Origin of the sequence: Niabella sp. (genome assembly GCF_030150205.1) — a bacterium.
Lineage (GTDB): Bacteria > Bacteroidota > Bacteroidia > Chitinophagales > Chitinophagaceae > Niabella.
In genome coordinates, this window is sequence record NZ_JASLGT010000005.1 from 142,970 (window position 1) to 159,597 (window position 16,628).

At 46.5% G+C, this 16,628-nt stretch carries 14 protein-coding genes; 8 read left to right on the forward strand and 6 right to left on the reverse strand.

Features of this window, described 5'->3' with window-relative positions; genetic code table 11:
- Positions 1 to 63: 63 nt before the first annotated feature.
- A complete protein-coding gene (locus Q1V85_RS04190) occupies positions 64 to 582 on the forward strand; it encodes a glutathione peroxidase (protein WP_300597757.1) in 519 nt (172 codons plus the stop codon).
- A 126-nt stretch (positions 583 to 708) separates the two neighbouring features.
- Positions 709 to 2,307 carry an amidohydrolase gene (locus Q1V85_RS04195; RefSeq protein ID WP_300597759.1) on the forward strand — a complete coding sequence of 533 codons (1,599 nt, stop codon included), beginning with the start codon at positions 709 to 711 and terminating at the stop codon, positions 2,305 to 2,307.
- 48 nt (positions 2,308 to 2,355) lie between these two features.
- On the opposite strand, the gene gnd is transcribed toward Q1V85_RS04195, so the two are convergent.
- The 4 genes from gnd to Q1V85_RS04210 all read right to left on the reverse strand — a co-directional run bounded on the left by gnd (position 2,356) and on the right by Q1V85_RS04210 (position 5,673).
- Positions 2,356 to 3,813, reverse strand: a complete 1,458-nt coding sequence (gene gnd / locus Q1V85_RS04200; RefSeq protein ID WP_300597762.1) for a decarboxylating NADP(+)-dependent phosphogluconate dehydrogenase — start codon at positions 3,811 to 3,813, stop codon at positions 2,356 to 2,358.
- 166 nt (positions 3,814 to 3,979) lie between these two features.
- Positions 3,980 to 5,032, reverse strand: coding sequence for an endonuclease/exonuclease/phosphatase (locus tag Q1V85_RS04205; RefSeq protein ID WP_300597763.1), 1,053 nt, complete (start codon positions 5,030 to 5,032; stop codon positions 3,980 to 3,982).
- 264 nt (positions 5,033 to 5,296) lie between these two features.
- Positions 5,297 to 5,434 carry a GxxExxY protein gene (locus Q1V85_RS25160; protein WP_366913999.1) on the reverse strand — a complete coding sequence of 46 codons (138 nt, stop codon included), beginning with the start codon at positions 5,432 to 5,434 and terminating at the stop codon, positions 5,297 to 5,299.
- 29 nt (positions 5,435 to 5,463) lie between these two features.
- Positions 5,464 to 5,673, reverse strand: coding sequence for a GxxExxY protein (locus Q1V85_RS04210; protein WP_300597765.1), 210 nt, complete (start codon positions 5,671 to 5,673; stop codon positions 5,464 to 5,466).
- A gap of 187 nt (positions 5,674 to 5,860) precedes the next feature.
- On the opposite strand from Q1V85_RS04210, the gene Q1V85_RS04215 reads away from it, so the two are divergent.
- Positions 5,861 to 8,449 carry a TonB-dependent receptor gene (locus Q1V85_RS04215; RefSeq protein ID WP_300597767.1) on the forward strand — a complete coding sequence of 863 codons (2,589 nt, stop codon included), beginning with the start codon at positions 5,861 to 5,863 and terminating at the stop codon, positions 8,447 to 8,449.
- Between the two features lie 40 nt (positions 8,450 to 8,489).
- On the forward strand, positions 8,490 to 10,538 hold the full coding sequence (locus Q1V85_RS04220) for a DUF5689 domain-containing protein (RefSeq protein WP_300597769.1): 2,049 nt from the start codon (positions 8,490 to 8,492) through the stop codon (positions 10,536 to 10,538).
- Between the two features lie 292 nt (positions 10,539 to 10,830).
- Here Q1V85_RS04220 and Q1V85_RS04225 read toward each other — a convergent pair whose 3' ends face one another.
- On the reverse strand, positions 10,831 to 11,409 hold the full coding sequence (locus Q1V85_RS04225; protein WP_300597771.1) for an alkylphosphonate utilization protein: 579 nt from the start codon (positions 11,407 to 11,409) through the stop codon (positions 10,831 to 10,833).
- Positions 11,410 to 12,050: 641 nt separating this feature from the next.
- Here Q1V85_RS04225 and Q1V85_RS04230 point away from each other — a divergent pair.
- Both Q1V85_RS04230 and Q1V85_RS04235 read left to right on the forward strand, forming a co-directional pair.
- On the forward strand, positions 12,051 to 13,337 hold the full coding sequence (locus tag Q1V85_RS04230) for a DEAD/DEAH box helicase (RefSeq protein WP_300597773.1): 1,287 nt from the start codon (positions 12,051 to 12,053) through the stop codon (positions 13,335 to 13,337).
- A gap of 465 nt (positions 13,338 to 13,802) precedes the next feature.
- Entirely contained in the window at positions 13,803 to 14,873 is a 1,071-nt protein-coding gene (locus Q1V85_RS04235) for a 3-oxoacyl-ACP synthase III family protein (RefSeq protein WP_300597775.1), read from the forward strand.
- A 278-nt stretch (positions 14,874 to 15,151) separates the two neighbouring features.
- Here the strand turns inward: Q1V85_RS04235 and Q1V85_RS04240 are convergent, their stop codons facing one another.
- Positions 15,152 to 15,427 (reverse strand): hypothetical protein, encoded by a 276-nt coding sequence (locus tag Q1V85_RS04240; protein ID WP_300597777.1) that lies wholly within the window; start codon positions 15,425 to 15,427, stop codon positions 15,152 to 15,154.
- A gap of 607 nt (positions 15,428 to 16,034) precedes the next feature.
- Between Q1V85_RS04240 and Q1V85_RS04245 the strand changes: the two genes are divergently transcribed.
- Positions 16,035 to 16,307 carry an RNA-binding protein gene (locus tag Q1V85_RS04245; RefSeq protein ID WP_300597779.1) on the forward strand — a complete coding sequence of 91 codons (273 nt, stop codon included), beginning with the start codon at positions 16,035 to 16,037 and terminating at the stop codon, positions 16,305 to 16,307.
- 47 nt (positions 16,308 to 16,354) lie between these two features.
- Positions 16,355 to 16,612, forward strand: coding sequence for a short-chain dehydrogenase (locus tag Q1V85_RS04250; protein WP_300597781.1), 258 nt, complete (start codon positions 16,355 to 16,357; stop codon positions 16,610 to 16,612).
- The last annotated feature ends 16 nt before the right edge of the window (positions 16,613 to 16,628 follow it).

The window sequence follows — 16,628 nt, forward strand, 5'->3', positions numbered from 1 at the left end:
GAGTCCGTTGTTTAACAAAAGAGAATTGAAAAAACCGGTTATCTTTAGAAATAAATTGAATATATGAAAGTACTTCTTACAACGCTCCTGCTGGCTGCGGTAATGGCAGCAGGTTCCATCTATGATTTTAAGGTGAACGGATTGACCGGCGGATCCATCAATTTTAAAGATTTTAAAGGGAAAAAGATCCTGATCGTGAACACCGCCAGTAAGTGTGGCTACACCCATCAGTATGAGGGGCTGGAGGAATTGTATAAAAAGTATAAGGACAAGCTGGTGATTGTTGGCTTTCCGGCAAACAATTTCAAGTCACAGGAGCCCGGTAGTAACGAAGAGATTGCGGAGTTCTGTAAAAAAAATTATGGTGTCAGCTTTCCCATGGCCGGCAAAGTTTCGGTTCAGGGAGCAGACATGGCACCCATTTATAAGTATTTGATTGCTGAAGCGGAAAAAAAAGGAATAAAAGATCCGATCAAGTGGAATTTTACAAAGTTTTTGATGGATGAAAAGGGAGCGTTGGTTGCTGTGTTCCCTTCGAAGGTAGAACCCATGAGTGAGGAGCTTTTAAAATACCTGAACTAAGTTTTCTATATATTTTTTTCTGACAACAAGCAATTAATGGCCCCCATAAAAAGGGGCTATTTTTTTATATTCGTTGTAAAATAGTGTATGTATAAGCTGGCCATTCTTGTATTTATAAATGTATGTATGATTGCCTGTAGCCCTCAAAAAGAAGCCGACCTGCTGGTATTTAACGGAACGATCTATACCGTGGATGCCTCTTTCAGCAAGGCGGAAGCCATGGTTGTTAAAGATGGTAAGATCATTGCGCTGGGTACGAAAGGCGACCTGGAAAAACAGTATACCTTTAAGGAGCAGCTCGACGCTGCAGGAAAATTCATTTACCCGGGTTTTATTGATGCGCACGCACATTTGGCCCTTTATGCAAAGGGACTTTCCGAAATGGACCTGGTCAATACGCAGAGCTGGGAACAGGTGTTGCACCGCTTTAGCGATTATAAAACCGGGAAGGATTCCAATAGCTGGATCATTGGGCGGGGCTGGGATCAGAACGACTGGCCCGTTAAAGAATTTCCTACCAATGAAGAGCTTAATAAAAGATACCCCAACCGCCCGGTATACCTGGTACGCATTGATGGACATGCGGCCATTGCCAATAATAAGGCGCTGGAGCTGGCCGGCGTAAAAGCGGGGGATACCATTACAGGAGGTGAATACCAGGTAAAGAATGGCGTGCTTACCGGTATCCTGATCGACAATGCAATGGATAAAGTAGCGTCGCGGATCCCGGAGCCTTCGCTTGAAGCGCTGAAAGCGACCCTTCAACGGGCGGAAGCCAATTGTTTTGGGCAGGGACTAACCTCGATCCATGATTGCGGACTCAATTATGATATGGTGGAAAAGATGGAGGCCTTACAGAAGAGCGGCGACCTGAAAATGCGGTTATATGTAATGTTGAGCGATGCCAAACAGAACTATGATTACCTGCTGAAGCGCGGGATCATTAAAACCGGCCGGATGCATGTGCGGGGATTTAAGATCTTTTCAGACGGAGCGCTGGGTTCCAGGGGGGCATGTCTTTTGCACGATTATGCCGACAAGGCAGGATGGAAGGGTTTTTTACTAAGCAACCCGGAGCATTTCGATTCCGTAGCCCGTTTTATTGCTGCGCAGGGCTGGCAGATGTGCACTCATGCCATTGGAGACAGCGCCAACCGCACCATACTGGAAACCTACGCGAAATACCTGAAGGGTAAGAATGATCTGCGCTGGCGGATCGAGCACGCCCAGGTGATCAACGGTAACGATTTTCATTTCTTTGGCGATTACCAGGTCATTCCTTCTGTGCAGCCCACGCATGCTACATCGGATATGTACTGGGCCGGCGACCGGCTGGGAACAGAACGTTTAAAGGGCGCCTATGCCTATTTGCAATTGCTGAAGCAAAACGGATGGATTCCGCTGGGCACCGACTTTCCGGTTGAGGATATTTCGCCGTTAAAAACCTTTTATGCGGCCGTAGTCAGAAAGGATGCAACCGGGTTCCCGGCATCCGGATTCCAGGTGGAAAATGCATTAACCAGGGAACAGGCTCTACGGGGAATGACGATATGGGCGGCCCGTGCGGCATTTGAGGAGCAGGAAAAAGGAAGCCTGGAACCAGGAAAACTGGCTGACTTTGTGGTACTGGATCGCGATTTGATGCAAACTCCGGAAGCGGAATTATTAAAAATAATGGTGTTGAAGACCTGTTCGGGAGGGGAGATGGTGTTTGAAAAGAAATAAGAAAGACCTATGAGGTTTACAAAAAAGCCTCATAGGTCTCTGTTGGTTTTACACGTCGTACGTAGTAGACGCTGTATCCCCGCCTCTTCCGGTCCAGTTGGTATGGAAGAACTGTCCGCGGGGTTTGTCTGTTCTTTCGTAAGTATGGGCACCGAAATAATCGCGCTGTGCCTGCAGCAGGTTTGCCGGCAGGCGCTCCGTGCGATAGCCATCATAGAAGCTGATGGCTGCGTTCAGGCAGGGCACGGGTATGCCGTTTTGTATCGCTGTGGCGGTTACCTGTCTTAAACCATTCTGGCAGGCCTGGATTTTTTCAGCAAAATACGGATCCAGCAACAGGTTGGCCAGGTCCGGATTTTTGTCAAATGCTTCTTTAATGTTGCCCAGGAAGCGTGAACGGATAATGCATCCGCCTCTCCACATCAGGGCGATATTGCCATAGCTCAGTTCCCAGTTATATTCTTTCGCGGCCGCTTTCATCATCTGGTAGCCCTGTGCATACGAAATTACTTTTGCGGCATACAATGCATCTCTTAAGTAATCAATGAATGCCTTTTTATCGCCGTTAAAGGCAGGTGCAGGGCCGGCAGTCAGTACTTTAGATGCTGCTACGCGCTCATCTTTTAATGCAGAAAGACAACGGGCGAACACCGACTCCGTGATCAGCGTCAGCGGCACACCCAGTTCCAAAGCTACGGTTCCGGTCCATTTACCGGTACCTTTTTGCCCGGCGGTATCCAGGATCCGGTCAATGATCGGCGTGCCATCCGCTTCTTTATAGGCCAGGATATCCCGGGTGATTTCCACCAGGTAGCTATCCAGTTCACCTTCGTTCCATTCTTTAAAAACTTCATGCATTTCATCGGCGGACATGCCCAGCACGTTCTTCATGATGTGGTAGATCTCGTTGATCAGCTGCATATCGCCATACTCGATCCCGTTATGTACCATCTTTACAAAATGGCCGGCGCCACCGGTACCTACCCAGTCGCAGCAGGGTGTACCATCGGCTACTTTTGCAGCAATACCCTGGAAGATGGGTTTTACCGCAGGCCATGCTTCTTTAGAACCGCCCGGCATAATGGAGGGCCCCAGCAACGCGCCTTCCTCTCCTCCGGAAACACCGGTACCAATAAAATACAGTCCTTTGCTTTCTACATATTTCACCCGGCGCTCCGTATCCGGGAAATGGGAGTTACCGCCATCAATAATGATATCACCTTTATCTAAATGCGGAATCAACAGATCGATGAAGTCGTCCACGGGCTTACCGGCCTTTACCATCAGCATCACTTTCCTGGGAGACTTTAATGAACTTACCAGGTCTTCGATTGATTTTGCTCCGTAAATATTTTTGCCTTTTGCCCGGCCGTTTACAAAATGTTCCACCTTATCAACAGAGCGGTTGAATGCGGTTACATGAAAGCCCTTGCTTTCCATATTCAGGATCAGGTTTTCACCCATCACTGCCAGGCCAATTACGCCTATGTCGGATACTTCATTCATAATTACGCGAGATTAATGTATAAACTAAAATGATTAAATACTATAAGGGCTCAAATTTAACCCCCAGGGCCATTAAATCCAATTCCTGGCCACGGATATGGGCTATAATTATAAAATTTACAATTAACCGGGGGCTTTTATAGTACTTTTTTAAGAAGGATCTGGTTCATTTCCCTCCGGCAACCGTTTTTAGCAGCACCATATATACCGGAAAATGGTCGCTGTATCCACCCCGGTATCCATCACCGGTATAGCTGCGCAGGGGATATCCCTTATAAGGTCCTGTGTTTTCAATGAGATCGCTGTTCTTAAATACCGCATTTTTATAAAAGAAAAAACCGGATTGGGTTTTATCTAAAAAGCCTTCTGAGATCAGGATCTGGTCAAAAAGGCTCCAGGCATCCTGGTAGGCCAGGGTGCCCGTTCCGTTTTTGTAAAGTGCCACCCAGGGATTGTATAGCTGGCCCATTTTTATGGCTGCAGCTTTGTCTGTTGTTTGTAGTCCTTTTACAATGCTGTTATTCACGGGCTCGTCGTTAAAATCGCCCAGCACAATAATTTTGGTCATGGGATCGTGTTGGATCAGTGTGTCTATAAACTTCCGGATGGTGTATGCGGCGGCCATACGGCCCGGTTCCGATTTCTTTTCGCCTCCATAGCGGCTGGGCCAGTGGTTTACAAAAACCTGTATCCGTTCTCCATTCAGCAGGCCGGTTACCCATAAGATATCGCGCGTATAAGCGGAGGTTTTGGCGCCTTCGGGAAGCGGCACATACAATGCTTTGCTTTTGAGTACGCGAAAATACCGGGGGTTATACAGCAGCGCCACATCGGACCCGCGGGCGTCTTTTGAATCATAATGCACATACCGGTAATTGCGGCCGGTAAGTAAGGGGTGCTGCGCCAGTATCTGCAATACTGCACCGTTTTCGACCTCAGATACCCCCAGCAGGGCCGGGCCATCAGGATTGACATCGGTTCCGATCCTGGAAATTACGGTTGCCAGGCGGGTTGTTTTTTCATTGAAAACGGCGCTGGTATAGGCTTTGGAGCCATGAGGCGTAAAGGTTTCGTCATCATAGCGGCCGTGGAAAATGGTATCGTAATAGTTTTCGAGATTATAGAACGCGATGATGGCACTTTTGTATTGCCGGGGTTGTGCGGAAGTGCTGACTGAGCTGATAACAACCAATATCAGCAGCAATGGATTTTTTTTCATTTGGTTCAGGTTAAAGTAGGACACATATAGATCTCCGGGTTTTGTTTTTCTCACTGATTTCTCAGATGTGCACAGATTTTCTGAGTGGTTCTGTGAGAATCTGTGTAATCTGTGAGCAAAGCTGGCCTCAAAAATCGTTCTCCGGTTTTGTTTTTCTCACAGATTTCTCAGATGTGCACAGATTTTTTGAGTGGTTCTGTGAGAATCTGTGTAATCTGTGAGCAACGCTGAATTTAGTAGTCGTTCTCTATTTGCTCCGGATCATTAATTAACAATTCTTATCAAACTTTCTTTTGCTATTATCGAGCTGCAATTAAAATTAACGAGTAAGCCAATCTTCTTTCCCGACAAGTTTAAACAGGTTAACAATTGCTTTTTATGAACATCATGTAATCGTTCCACGGACTTAACTTCAATAATCAATCTATTTTCTACCAGTAGATCGGGTCCAATCCCAATTCCAGCTGGATCTTTTCATATACAACGGGTAAGCCTACCTGTGTTTTAATGCTTATGTTATTTTGAATCAGTTCGTATGCCAGTGCTGCTTCATAAACAGACTCCAATAATCCCGGTCCTAAAACCCTGTGTACTTTAAATATAGCACCCCGTACCTGGTATGTAAGTTCATTGATGTCCATAGGCGTTTTTTATAAGTTTTATCAAACGATATGGTCGCCACAGGATTTTTTATGAAAATGTATAGCGCCTGTGCGTATGTCCCATTTTGCTTTCATTACAAAGGTGGGAAAGATTTTTCAAATAAAAAATTTTCAATATTCAATGTTTTTAGTATATTTATGGTAACCTATCAAAAAACAATCGCAAATGAAAACCACCATCGTGCTAACGCTTGCGTTCGTGTACCTGTCTGGGAATGCGCAATCCCTCCCGTTTTTGACTGCCCGCGATACCATCCCCATAACCGATACGCTGATCGGAGATCTGAAGGCCGAAGTGGCAGAACAACTGCCGGTAATCAGTCTGGACGAAGCCGATCCGGATGAAGGCAGCGGCACCACTGTTTCATCGGTTCTTTCTGCAGGACGAAATCCTTTTTTAGCCGCAGCTGCTTTTAATTTTTCGCCGGTACGCTTCCGGCTCCGGGGCTATAATAACGGAGACGCTGTGTATCTGAATGGCATTGATTTTACCGGGTTGGATAATGGGTTTGTTCCTTTTGGTTTATGGTCCGGGCTTACCAATATCATGCGTTCCCGGCAAAACGCTTATGGATTGGAAGCGGCTGATTTTGCGCCGAACCGGCTGGGTCTGCATACCAATATCGATATGCGGGCAGGCGCACAGTGGGCACAAACGCAGGCAGGATATGCGGTATCTAACCGGAACTATCGCCACCGTTTTTTACTAACGCATGGGTCCGGATTTAATAAGCAGGGATGGGCTTATAGTTTTATGTTTAGCACCCGCTACGCGAAAGAGGGATACGTGCCGGGTACGTATTACCGCAGCCTGAGCTATTATGCCGCTATTGATAAAAAAACAAACTCCCGGAACCTCTTTTCCTTTATTGCCTTTGGAGCACCAACGGAAAGCGGCCGTCAAACAGCCAGTGTGCAGGAGGTCATGGACCTGGCAGGCACGCATTTTTACAATCCCTCCTGGGGCTATCAAAATGGCGAAAAACGGAATGCGGCGGTAACTGCCACGTTTCAGCCTGTTTTTATGGGTGTGTATGAATACAAACCTCATATCAAAACCAGTTGGATCACTACCCTGGCCTATACCTTTGGTAAGCGGAAATTGTCGGGGTTCGACTGGTATAATGCGCCGGACCCGCGTCCGGATTATTACCGGTACCTGCCCGGCTATTATGCCAAAACCCGGCCCGCTGCTGCTGCTGAACTGCATGCATTACTCTCGGGTGATCCGGACCTGCTGCAGGTGAACTGGAACCGGCTGTATGAGGTAAACCGGGCCAATAATGTAACCATTCGCAACGCAGGTGGGGTGGCTGGCGAAAATGTTACAGGTACGCGCTCCTTATATATTTTGTCCAACCGGGTGAATGCGTTGCAGCGTTATATGGGCAATATGGTTTACCGGACCCGGTTTTCGGGCCAGATCGGATTTGCAGCAGGTGCGGGGTATCAGCGCCAGGAAAATGAACACTACCTGGAAGTGAAAGACCTGTTAGGCGGTGATTTCTGGCTGAATGTAAACCAGTTTGCAGAGCGGGATTTTCCCAATGATCCCCACTCCCTGCAATATGACCTGGATCATCCGGATCAGATCAAAAAGGCCGGAGATCCGTATGGTTATCATTACCGCATGATCATGAGCCGTATATCCGCATGGGCACAGCTAACCTTTACCGGGCGGCGGTTGGATGGTTTTGTTACTGCCAGTGCCCTTCAAACGCAGTTTTACCGGCAGGGGCTCAACCGGAACGGTCTTTTCCCGGATGATTCCTATGGCCCTTCCGCCCGTCAACAATTTGTGGATCCGGGTTTAAAAACGGGGATTACGTATAAACGGAACGGCCGGAATTATTTTTTTATCAACGGAGGATATTTTCGCACACCGCCGTTATTTGATCATGTATTCATTTCGCCACGTACCCGGAATGCCTTGCAGCAACACCCGCTGAAAAGTGAAACGGTATGGTCGGCTGAAGGTGGATACAAGCACCATAGCCCAGCTGTACGGATCGGACTTACCGGCTATTATACTGAAATAAAAGACGCCTATGATGTAATGACCTTCTATCATGATCAATACCGCAATTTTGTCAATTACGCGTTAAGCGGCATTCATACGGTTCATTTTGGCGGAGAGATTGGTATGGAGATCAAACTAAGTACAGCGTGGAGTTTCAATGGTGCTGCTTCTGTAGGGCGGTACTATTATAATGGCCGCCCGCGTGCAGTAGTGACCGTTGACAATGATGCGGCGATATTGACGGAGCAGGTTGTATATCTGAAGAACTTCCGGGTACCTTCTACTCCCCAGAATGCTTATAGCGCCGGTTTTTTTTACCGGTCACCACGATACTGGTTCTTTAGTTTGAGCGGCAACTATTTTGATCATTCCTGGCTCAGTGTAAATCCTATCCGGAGAACAGTTGCGGCCATCGGTGATGTGGATCCCTCCTCATCCGGCATACGGGAGCTCATTGAACGGATGACGGTCCAGGAAAAGTTTCCGGCACAGTTTACGCTTGATCTTTTTGGAGGATGGTCGAAGCGCCTTCGGTATGCCATCCACAAAAAGCCGGCCTACCTGGTATTTGGCCTGGGAGTAAACAACCTGCTGGATAATAAAAATATCCGTTCGGGAGGATTTGAACAGCTGCGGTTCAATATGGAAGACAAGGATCCGGATACCTTCCCTCCAAAATACTATTATGCTTACGGATTGAATTATTATGCCAGTGTAATGCTCCGGTTTAAATAGCCGGACAATACCTGTATTGTTAACCTGAAAACTCAACTTTATGCAAACATATACATCCACCCTGAAGAGGCACATGCTCCTGGTTTGGGTATGGACCTTAATGATTTCCTGTAACCGGACATTTGATGTACCTTCCGTAAACACCGATCCGGATATACCGGTAAACATGACCGTTGCGCTATTAAAAGAACGCTACCAGGGATATGGTATTTTCCAGAAGATCTATGATGATATTACGATTGCTGGTGTGGTGACCGCCAATGACCGGTCTGGAAATTTTTATAAACAGATCGTGATACAGGATGAAACCGGTGGCATACCGGTTTTACTGGATGGGAATAACGTATATACTTCGTATCCTGTTGGCCGGCGGGTTTTTGTGAAGTTAAAGGGCATGATGCTGGGCGATTATGGCGGTACTATTCAGCTTGGACTGGATTCTGTACGCGATGGCGGATACCTGAATCTTGGAAGGATTCCCGTTGCGCAGTTCGATCAGTTTATTGTAAAAGGTTCATTTGGCAATACGGTAATGCCCCGGATTATTACACCGGCAGAACTTTCAACCAATATAAAAGATCCTTTGCAGAGCATGTTGGTACAGCTGGTGGGTTACCAGTTTGCAGAACGGGATACTTCCAAAACGTATGCGGATCCTGAAAAAGGTGTAAGCGCTGTAAACTTTACAATCCGTAGTTGTGAGCGGCAGTCCATTGTTTTACGCAACAGCAGTTATGCCAGTTTTGCTGCCTTAAAAGTGCCTGCCGGAAGTGGAACGATTACCGGGATTTACAGTATGTTCAATGCCACACAGCAACTTTTTATACGGGATACGGGAGATGTACAGTTTTTGCAGGCCCGCTGCGGACAGGAAGAACGGGCGCCCATTACCATCGCGGGGTTACGGCAGTTATACCAGGGTACAAACAGGGCGCTTGGCCGGTATACAGTAGGTGGCACGGTTATTTCCGATGCGGGATCCGGTAATATTGCGGCGGGTTCTGTCGTCATCCAGAGTGATCGCAGCGGGTTGGTGGCCAACCTGGGCGGCACGGTTACCTATCGTACCGGAGATTCCATTTTATTATTGCTTTCTGAAACGGATTCGCTGGTCAATGAGCACGGATCATTACAGTTGAAAACAAGCCCAGGTTTTGTAAAGCCTGCTCCGGTTGCAACGGACAGGGTGGTGATACCGCTTGTAAAAACTTTACAGGAAGTACATACGGCCCTGGGCCTGCCGCCGGGCGATGCCGGGAATTTTGAAGCTACATTGATTACGGTTGTGGAAACCACGGCGGCCCCGGGATTTTTTTCAGGCAGCCACGCGTTTACGGATAATAGTGGCTCCCTGGAATTGTATACGAGGGAACAGGCGCTGTTTGCCGCGGCAATGATTCCTTCCGGCCCTCAAACCTGGACGGGCTATGCGGGAAATTATAAGGATAGTAAACAGTTCTGTATCCGGAATACGGATGATGTTTCGGGGTTTGTGCCTTCTGTACCGTTTACGCTGCTGTTTGGTTTTGCAGGTGTTTCCGATAAAACCGGCACAACGGATCCAACACCATTGCCGGTAATCAGCAACCTGGTGATTTCGCCGTTCAGGGCCGTTGGTGTCAGTGAGCATTCCAATGCCAGCGGACGTTTTTCTTTTACAGGCTGGCCTACCGGTGCCGTAAATGGGTCGGATGTGTTTAGCGGGGCTGTTAATGAGGGCCGGTATTATGAGGTGACTATTGCCCCCGCGGCAGGGTTTGCCCTGCATCTTTTCAAGATAACCTTTACCATACGGCGCTCCGGAACCGGTGTACGGCAGATTGTAGTGCGTTCCGGATTGGATCAATTTAAGGAAAATTTACCGGTAGCTGTTCCTTCTGACAATAAGAATATGCAGGTTACACCTGCCCGCGTACTGCAGGTGAGTGATGCTTCAACAACCGATAACGAAGGCTGTATGGTAACGATGGGCACGGAATTTATGAGCCTGGAGGAGCCCCTCACCATTCGCTTTTACGGGTTCAACAGCGAAGCAGCGGGCGGTACGTTTAGTCTGGATGATGTAAAAATAACAGGAAGTATCCGGTAGTGGCCCCCAGGAGAATGTGAAATATTAAATGAAAAAGGAGCGGCGCTGTTAGGGACAAACTACTAAGCGTTAGAGGAGAAACCCGTCTTCTGTTATTGCTGATTTCGAAAAGTTAAGGACAACGCCATATTTCAGAATTTAAGGTTGGATGGTGGTTTTTCTGATGCCGGTGCCCGACTTCCGGCTCTTAATTTTCATTGCATCGGGCAGGATTTTGTTAAAGGAAAGATTCCGGAGTATTAACGGAATCTTTCCCTCAACATTCAGTCTTTTACATTGGATATTTATATTTCTAATTCCCCTGTTTACGCAGGTATTTGGTCAGGATCACGATAGTTTGTCCTTCAATCTTTCCTTCAATCTGTTCGGTATTATCTTCTACAAGGCGGATGTTTTTTACAACGGTACCCATTTTGGCATTCAGGGTAGATCCTTTTACGTCCAGGCTTTTAGTAAGCACTACGGTATCCCCGTTCTGCAATATATTCCCGTTGCTGTCTTTGTGCAGGTCAACAGTACCGTCGTCTTCATGATCCCCGGTAGCTTTTGCCCAGGCCAGCGTTTCATCATCAAGGTAAAGCATATCCAGGTTGTCTGCAGCCCAGCTTTCGTTGCGGAGGCGGTTCAGCATGCGCCAGGCAGTTACCTGTACGGCGGGCACTTCGCTCCACATGGATTCAGAAAGACAATGCCAGTGTGCCGTATCCAGTGGTTCTTTCTTATCGATCTGTGCCACACATTTACTGCAGATAAAGATTGTTTGGTCTGCATTGTTTTGGGTTTCGGGTGCTACCTGATAGGCGTTTATTCCGGAGGTGCTCTTACAAAGTTCGCAGCTATTTCTGCTTCTTTCCGTTAGTTCATTTGCCATGCGCTGATTTTTGCCGGCAAATGTAGGGTTATTTATCAAATGACAGCAGGTAGGATGGCCCTGCCACCAGCCGGAACGTTTACCCGTAAGTGTATTTAATGCAGGAATCAAATTGGGGTATTCCGGATGCCAAGTATAACTGTTTGTCAATAGAACCTGAAAACAGGTTGCTAGTGACAGATGTCTACTGTTTTGAAAATCAGTCTTTCTTTGTTATGAGGTTGTATCAAAAGTCTTTCCGATAGCGACGGAATTGTTCCGGCATCTGTTTATTACTCGCTTTGGATCCTGATCCGCCGCGACGGATAAGGATCCAAAGGCATGTATGTTGTTACTACATGGATTTTACCGCCCCCATAGTTTACTTTATGTGGCTATACACAATAAACGAGCTTTAAATCATTGCCCTTATAATGCCCGGCTCTACGGTTTATTATACAAACCGCTGGCCCTGCGTTTTAAGAATAAAAAGCGGTAAAACAGCAGAAACTGCCTACCTTTGCAGCCTTTACGTTAATCCTGCCCTGTATTTGTTCATCTTCCCCCGTGCAACTATAGGTGTTGTTTAGCGTGGTATTGGTATCGTATCCTCATTTTTTGTTGCTGACGCTACCCGATTTATTCATCTTAATTTTATTTAATTGTCGTTTCATACTTTACAACTGATTGACCCGATACTCAAGGCATTAAGCAATGAGGGGTACACCAATCCTACGCCGGTACAGGAAAAATCCATCCCGGTAATCTTACAAAAAAGAGACTTGTTGGCCTGCGCGCAAACGGGAACAGGTAAAACCGCTTCCTTTGCCCTGCCGATATTACAATTGCTTTATAGTCAAAAACAAGCGCCTTCCCGTAGTCCAAAGGTGTTGGTGCTGGTGCCTACAAGAGAACTGGCATTGCAGGTGGCAGAGAGCTTTGCGGCCTACGGCAGGTACCTGCCGCTGAAACAGGTGGTGATCTTTGGAGGGGTATCCCAACATAACCAGGTAAGGGCATTGCAACAGCCGGTAGATGTGTTAATTGCAACGCCCGGACGCTTGCTCGACCTGATCAACCAGGGGTATCCGCTCGTAAAAGAAATTGAATACCTGGTATTGGATGAGGCTGACCGCATGCTGGACATGGGTTTTATTCATGATGTAAAAAGGATCCTGTCCCGGTTGCCGTTGCAACGTCAGACTATCTTTTTTTCGGCTACCATGCCACCGGAGGTACAAAAGCTCTCCGATTCGTTGCTGAAGCAACCCATAAAAATAGAGATTACACCACCCGCCACCACGGTGGAAAAAATAGAGCAATCGGTATATCATACAGATAAATCGAATAAACCGGCCCTGCTCCTGCACGTACTCAAAGACTTTGCGGCAGAATCCACGCTGGTTTTTGCAAGAACAAAGTATGGGGCAGATAAGATCGCCAAAGGCCTGAACAAGGCGGGCATCACTGCAGCGGCGATACATGGTAATAAGTCTCAAAACGCCCGGCAGGCGGCGCTTGGAAATTTTAAAACCGGCAAGATCCGTGTACTGGTTGCAACGGATATTGCAGCAAGGGGCATTGACGTAGATGGTATGGGCTGTGTGATTAATTATGAATTACCCAATGTGCCGGAAACTTATGTGCACCGGATCGGCCGTACCGGCAGGGCAGGCGCCAGTGGCATTGCCATATCGTTTTGTGATGCAGAAGAACAACCGTATTTGAAAGATATTCAGAAACTGATCAATAAGACCATCCCCGTGGTAAAGGGCCATTCTTTTGAGGCCGCAGCGCCTCAACCGGTTATGCCTGCACCAGCGCCACAGGCTCCGGCCGAAAAGCGGCAGCAGAACTGGAAGTCGCGGAAAGGTCATCATTTCCACAACCAGCACAAAAAAGCAGATCAGAAAAGCCCGGCGATGCGGGGCAGCAATATAGCCGGATAAGGCGAAAAGATTGTTGCTGTAGTTGCAGGTCATCCATTTTGCAGATATCAAAACATCAGGCATATGCCCGGTGGTACTATGGAAGCGGTTTGTTAGCCGGTCCTCAGTTTTGAATTGCAATAATAACCAGGGGTATTGCATACCGTCAATTGTATCGGTTTTGGCAGGCATATACCATCGTTTAAAAGATTCTTTGATCTGCTAAAGGTTATACTTATTGGGATGGCCGTTGTTACAAGGAATGATGAGGCTCATCATCTTTATAATATCGCTGGTCTAAAGCTGTTTAATACCTGACCGGAACAGTCCGGACACCTGCTGTTACAGCAATATTTAACAGAAGCTGTTAAAAAAAAATGGTACATTCAGCGTCTGTTAATTACTCCACTGATTGTTCTACTGTTTTTGTAAGGCAACCGTATAGTAACCCTGACGCGTACATCGGCTTACTCAAAACAACAACAAATGAAATTTTCTTCAGTCATTACCGGATCGGGGGCGTATATCCCCGGTGAAATACGCAGGAATAGCGATTTTAAAGGGAACCTGTTCTATGAAGCATCCGGTGAGCCGATCGGTATTGATACCGGTGTGATCGTTGATAAATTTAAATCGATAACCGGCATCAGCGAACGGCGCTATGCGCCGGCGCATATCAACACCTCCGATATGGCTGCTGCGGCCGGCTGGCAGGCATTAACAGATAGTGGTATTGACCCGGAAACACTGGATCAGATCGTGGTTGCCCATAATTTTGGCGACGTCACCTATGGTTCCGTCCAATCGCAAAATGTGCCAACCCTTGCCAGTAATGTAAAACATATACTGGGTATTAACCGGCCGGAATGCATTGCCTATGATGTGCTGGTAGGCTGTCCCGGCTGGTTGCATGCCGTTATTCAATCGCATGCCTGGTTTACGGCAGGTATGGCAAAAAAAGTACTGCTGATTGGTGCAGAAACATTGTCGCGTGTTATAGATGTATCCGACCGGGACAGTATGATCTTTTCGGATGGCGCGGGCGCTATTGTAATGGAATACAAACCCGAAACCGCCGGAAGCGCCGGCATATTAGGTTGTTGTGCTCAAACGCACAGTGTGGAAGAAGCAGATTATATCAACATGGGGAAAAGCTATAAACAGAAGGACGATGATACCCTGTTTATAAAAATGAAGGGGCGAAAGGTATACGAGTACGCGTTAAAGCATGTGCCGCTTGCCATGAAAGCCTGTCTCGATAAAAGCGGTATCCACATCAGCCAGGTACATAAAATCCTTATTCATCAGGCAAATGAAAAAATGGATGAAGAAATTGTAAAAAGGCTTTACAATCTTTATGAAGAATCCCCTCCACCAGATGTAATGCCAATGAGCATTCAATGGTTGGGTAACAGTTCGGTGGCCACCATCCCTACACTGTACCACCTGATACGGAATGATAAAGTAGCCGGACATACTATTTCAGCAGGCGATATTATTCTTTTTGCTTCCGTGGGCGCCGGAATGAATATTAATGCGGTTTGCTACCGGGCCTGATGTGGGGCGATAAATAACCTGTAGCATGCGCCTGCTTTGTTTTCCGCAGATAATGGATTGTGTTTTCGTAAACCGGCTTTTTGTTGAAGCTGGGGTTTAATAAGGAACCCCGGTATCAAAAATATCTTTATAAATTCATGCCTGGTCATGAGGACACTGTCCGTGGCACATGTCATGGTTTGCGTCTTCACGGGAGAACCGCCATTTTAATAAAATAGAAACGGTCACACACGGCATCGGGTAGTTGCCTGCAGATTTACAGGGGCATTGGAGTGCATTTATTCTGAAATAAAAATATGCCATCTGAGCCAGTTGAAAACGGATCGTTCGCTTTTGGCCTCAGTTGGTACATCGAAATGAATCCGTTGTTCTATGAGCTTGCCTTCGCGCAGGGTAAACTGCTCTGCAAGCGAGGCGTAAAAATTTATAAGAAACAGCACCTGGTCGCCGTTGTTTTTATCAAAACTTCTCCTGCTGGGCTGCCCCTTAAATATGTGTTCACCGCTGGCCCAGTTATAATGTTTATGTACAAGGTCTTGTTTTTGGAAATGCATAGCGCCTCTTTTAAGGGTTATTGAATGAATACCTGTCTGCACGCCCGGCACCGGTTGCATTGAAGGGTTTGTAGCCATCGTAGATAAATACAATGCGCTTCCCTTTTTTATAAGAAATATTGCTGATACCGGGTATATCTGCACAAATGCTGAGCGCTTTCAGGTAGTTTAACAACGATCACCAGCCGGTAGTGCCGGCTAAAACCTGACTGTTCATTTATGTTGGCCTGGCTTAAATGGAGAAAAAGAAAAACAGTATAAGAGGGTTTCCAGTTAAACCAGCATAATCTTCTATGTTCTATGAAGATACTCTTTTTATTTCATAATTTCAGGAATTATTTGCAGCAGCTTTTAAATGTGATGTACACCTGGTGCAGGTATGCTGATTGTATAAAATTACCGCCCCTGATGATATGGTAGTGGGTTGTTAGTGAATGTGTTACGATAAGATGGGGTGTCAAAAAAGGCCATATGCGCTATTATCCGTATCTTTGCACGGTTAGTTTGAGTCACTGCTCTATTATAAGCACTTGCTTTTCGGCTTTTCCGCTTTATATATTTTGCACCTTTTCTCGAATCATTCATCACCTTATTAAAATTAAAAAAAATGAACATTTTTGTGTCCAATCTTGGGTACAGTTTCAGCACTGAAGACCTTACTGAATTATTTGCTACCTATGGAGCTGTTGACTCCGCACGTGTGATCACCGATAAATTCACCAAACAAAGCAGGGGCTTTGGTTTTGTTGAAATGTCTGACGAAGCAGCCGCTACAAAAGCCATTAAAGATTTAAATGGCACTATGCAGGACGGACGTTCTATTAAGGTAATGGAAGCACGCCCTAAAGAGGAAAAGAGCAGCTATTCTAACCGTTGGTAAAACCGGAGTGCCGGCTCTATAGTTAAAAACGCTAAAAAGAAAAATTTATGGATGTAAACGCAATAGAAAAATTTTTGACTTCGGCTACTAAAAATACCGGGGCAGTAAACATTCACTTTAAAGACCGTTCTACCGTAACCGGCATTTTTATCAGCTCGCGCGATTATGAAGAGCTAAAAGCAAAAAATTTCTGGCGGGTTGTAAGTTCAAAAAACCTGCAGCAATGGGAGCGCACACGGGATGTAAATTTGTCCCGTCTGTTTAGCGGATCCGGGTTTACCCGTCTTAGCGCTGCAACAAAGTAAGCCCGTATAACAATAT

Excerpts from the sequence above, each read along its gene's own strand:
- Q1V85_RS04190 (WP_300597757.1), top strand. The coding sequence starts at position 64 with ATGAAAGTACTTCTTACAACGCTCCTGCTGGCTGCGGTAATGGCAGCA.
- Q1V85_RS04195 (WP_300597759.1), top strand. The coding sequence starts at position 709 with ATGATTGCCTGTAGCCCTCAAAAAGAAGCCGACCTGCTGGTATTTAAC.
- gnd (WP_300597762.1), bottom strand. The coding sequence starts at position 3,813 with ATGAATGAAGTATCCGACATAGGCGTAATTGGCCTGGCAGTGATGGGT.
- Q1V85_RS04205 (WP_300597763.1), bottom strand. The coding sequence starts at position 5,032 with ATGAAAAAAAATCCATTGCTGCTGATATTGGTTGTTATCAGCTCAGTC.
- Q1V85_RS04210 (WP_300597765.1), bottom strand. The coding sequence starts at position 5,673 with ATGGACATCAATGAACTTACATACCAGGTACGGGGTGCTATATTTAAA.
- Q1V85_RS04215 (WP_300597767.1), top strand. The coding sequence starts at position 5,861 with ATGAAAACCACCATCGTGCTAACGCTTGCGTTCGTGTACCTGTCTGGG.
- Q1V85_RS04220 (WP_300597769.1), top strand. The coding sequence starts at position 8,490 with ATGCAAACATATACATCCACCCTGAAGAGGCACATGCTCCTGGTTTGG.
- Q1V85_RS04225 (WP_300597771.1), bottom strand. The coding sequence starts at position 11,409 with ATGGCAAATGAACTAACGGAAAGAAGCAGAAATAGCTGCGAACTTTGT.
- Q1V85_RS04235 (WP_300597775.1), top strand. The coding sequence starts at position 13,803 with ATGAAATTTTCTTCAGTCATTACCGGATCGGGGGCGTATATCCCCGGT.
- Q1V85_RS04240 (WP_300597777.1), bottom strand. The coding sequence starts at position 15,427 with ATGCATTTCCAAAAACAAGACCTTGTACATAAACATTATAACTGGGCC.
- Q1V85_RS04245 (WP_300597779.1), top strand. The coding sequence starts at position 16,035 with ATGAACATTTTTGTGTCCAATCTTGGGTACAGTTTCAGCACTGAAGAC.
- Q1V85_RS04250 (WP_300597781.1), top strand. The coding sequence starts at position 16,355 with ATGGATGTAAACGCAATAGAAAAATTTTTGACTTCGGCTACTAAAAAT.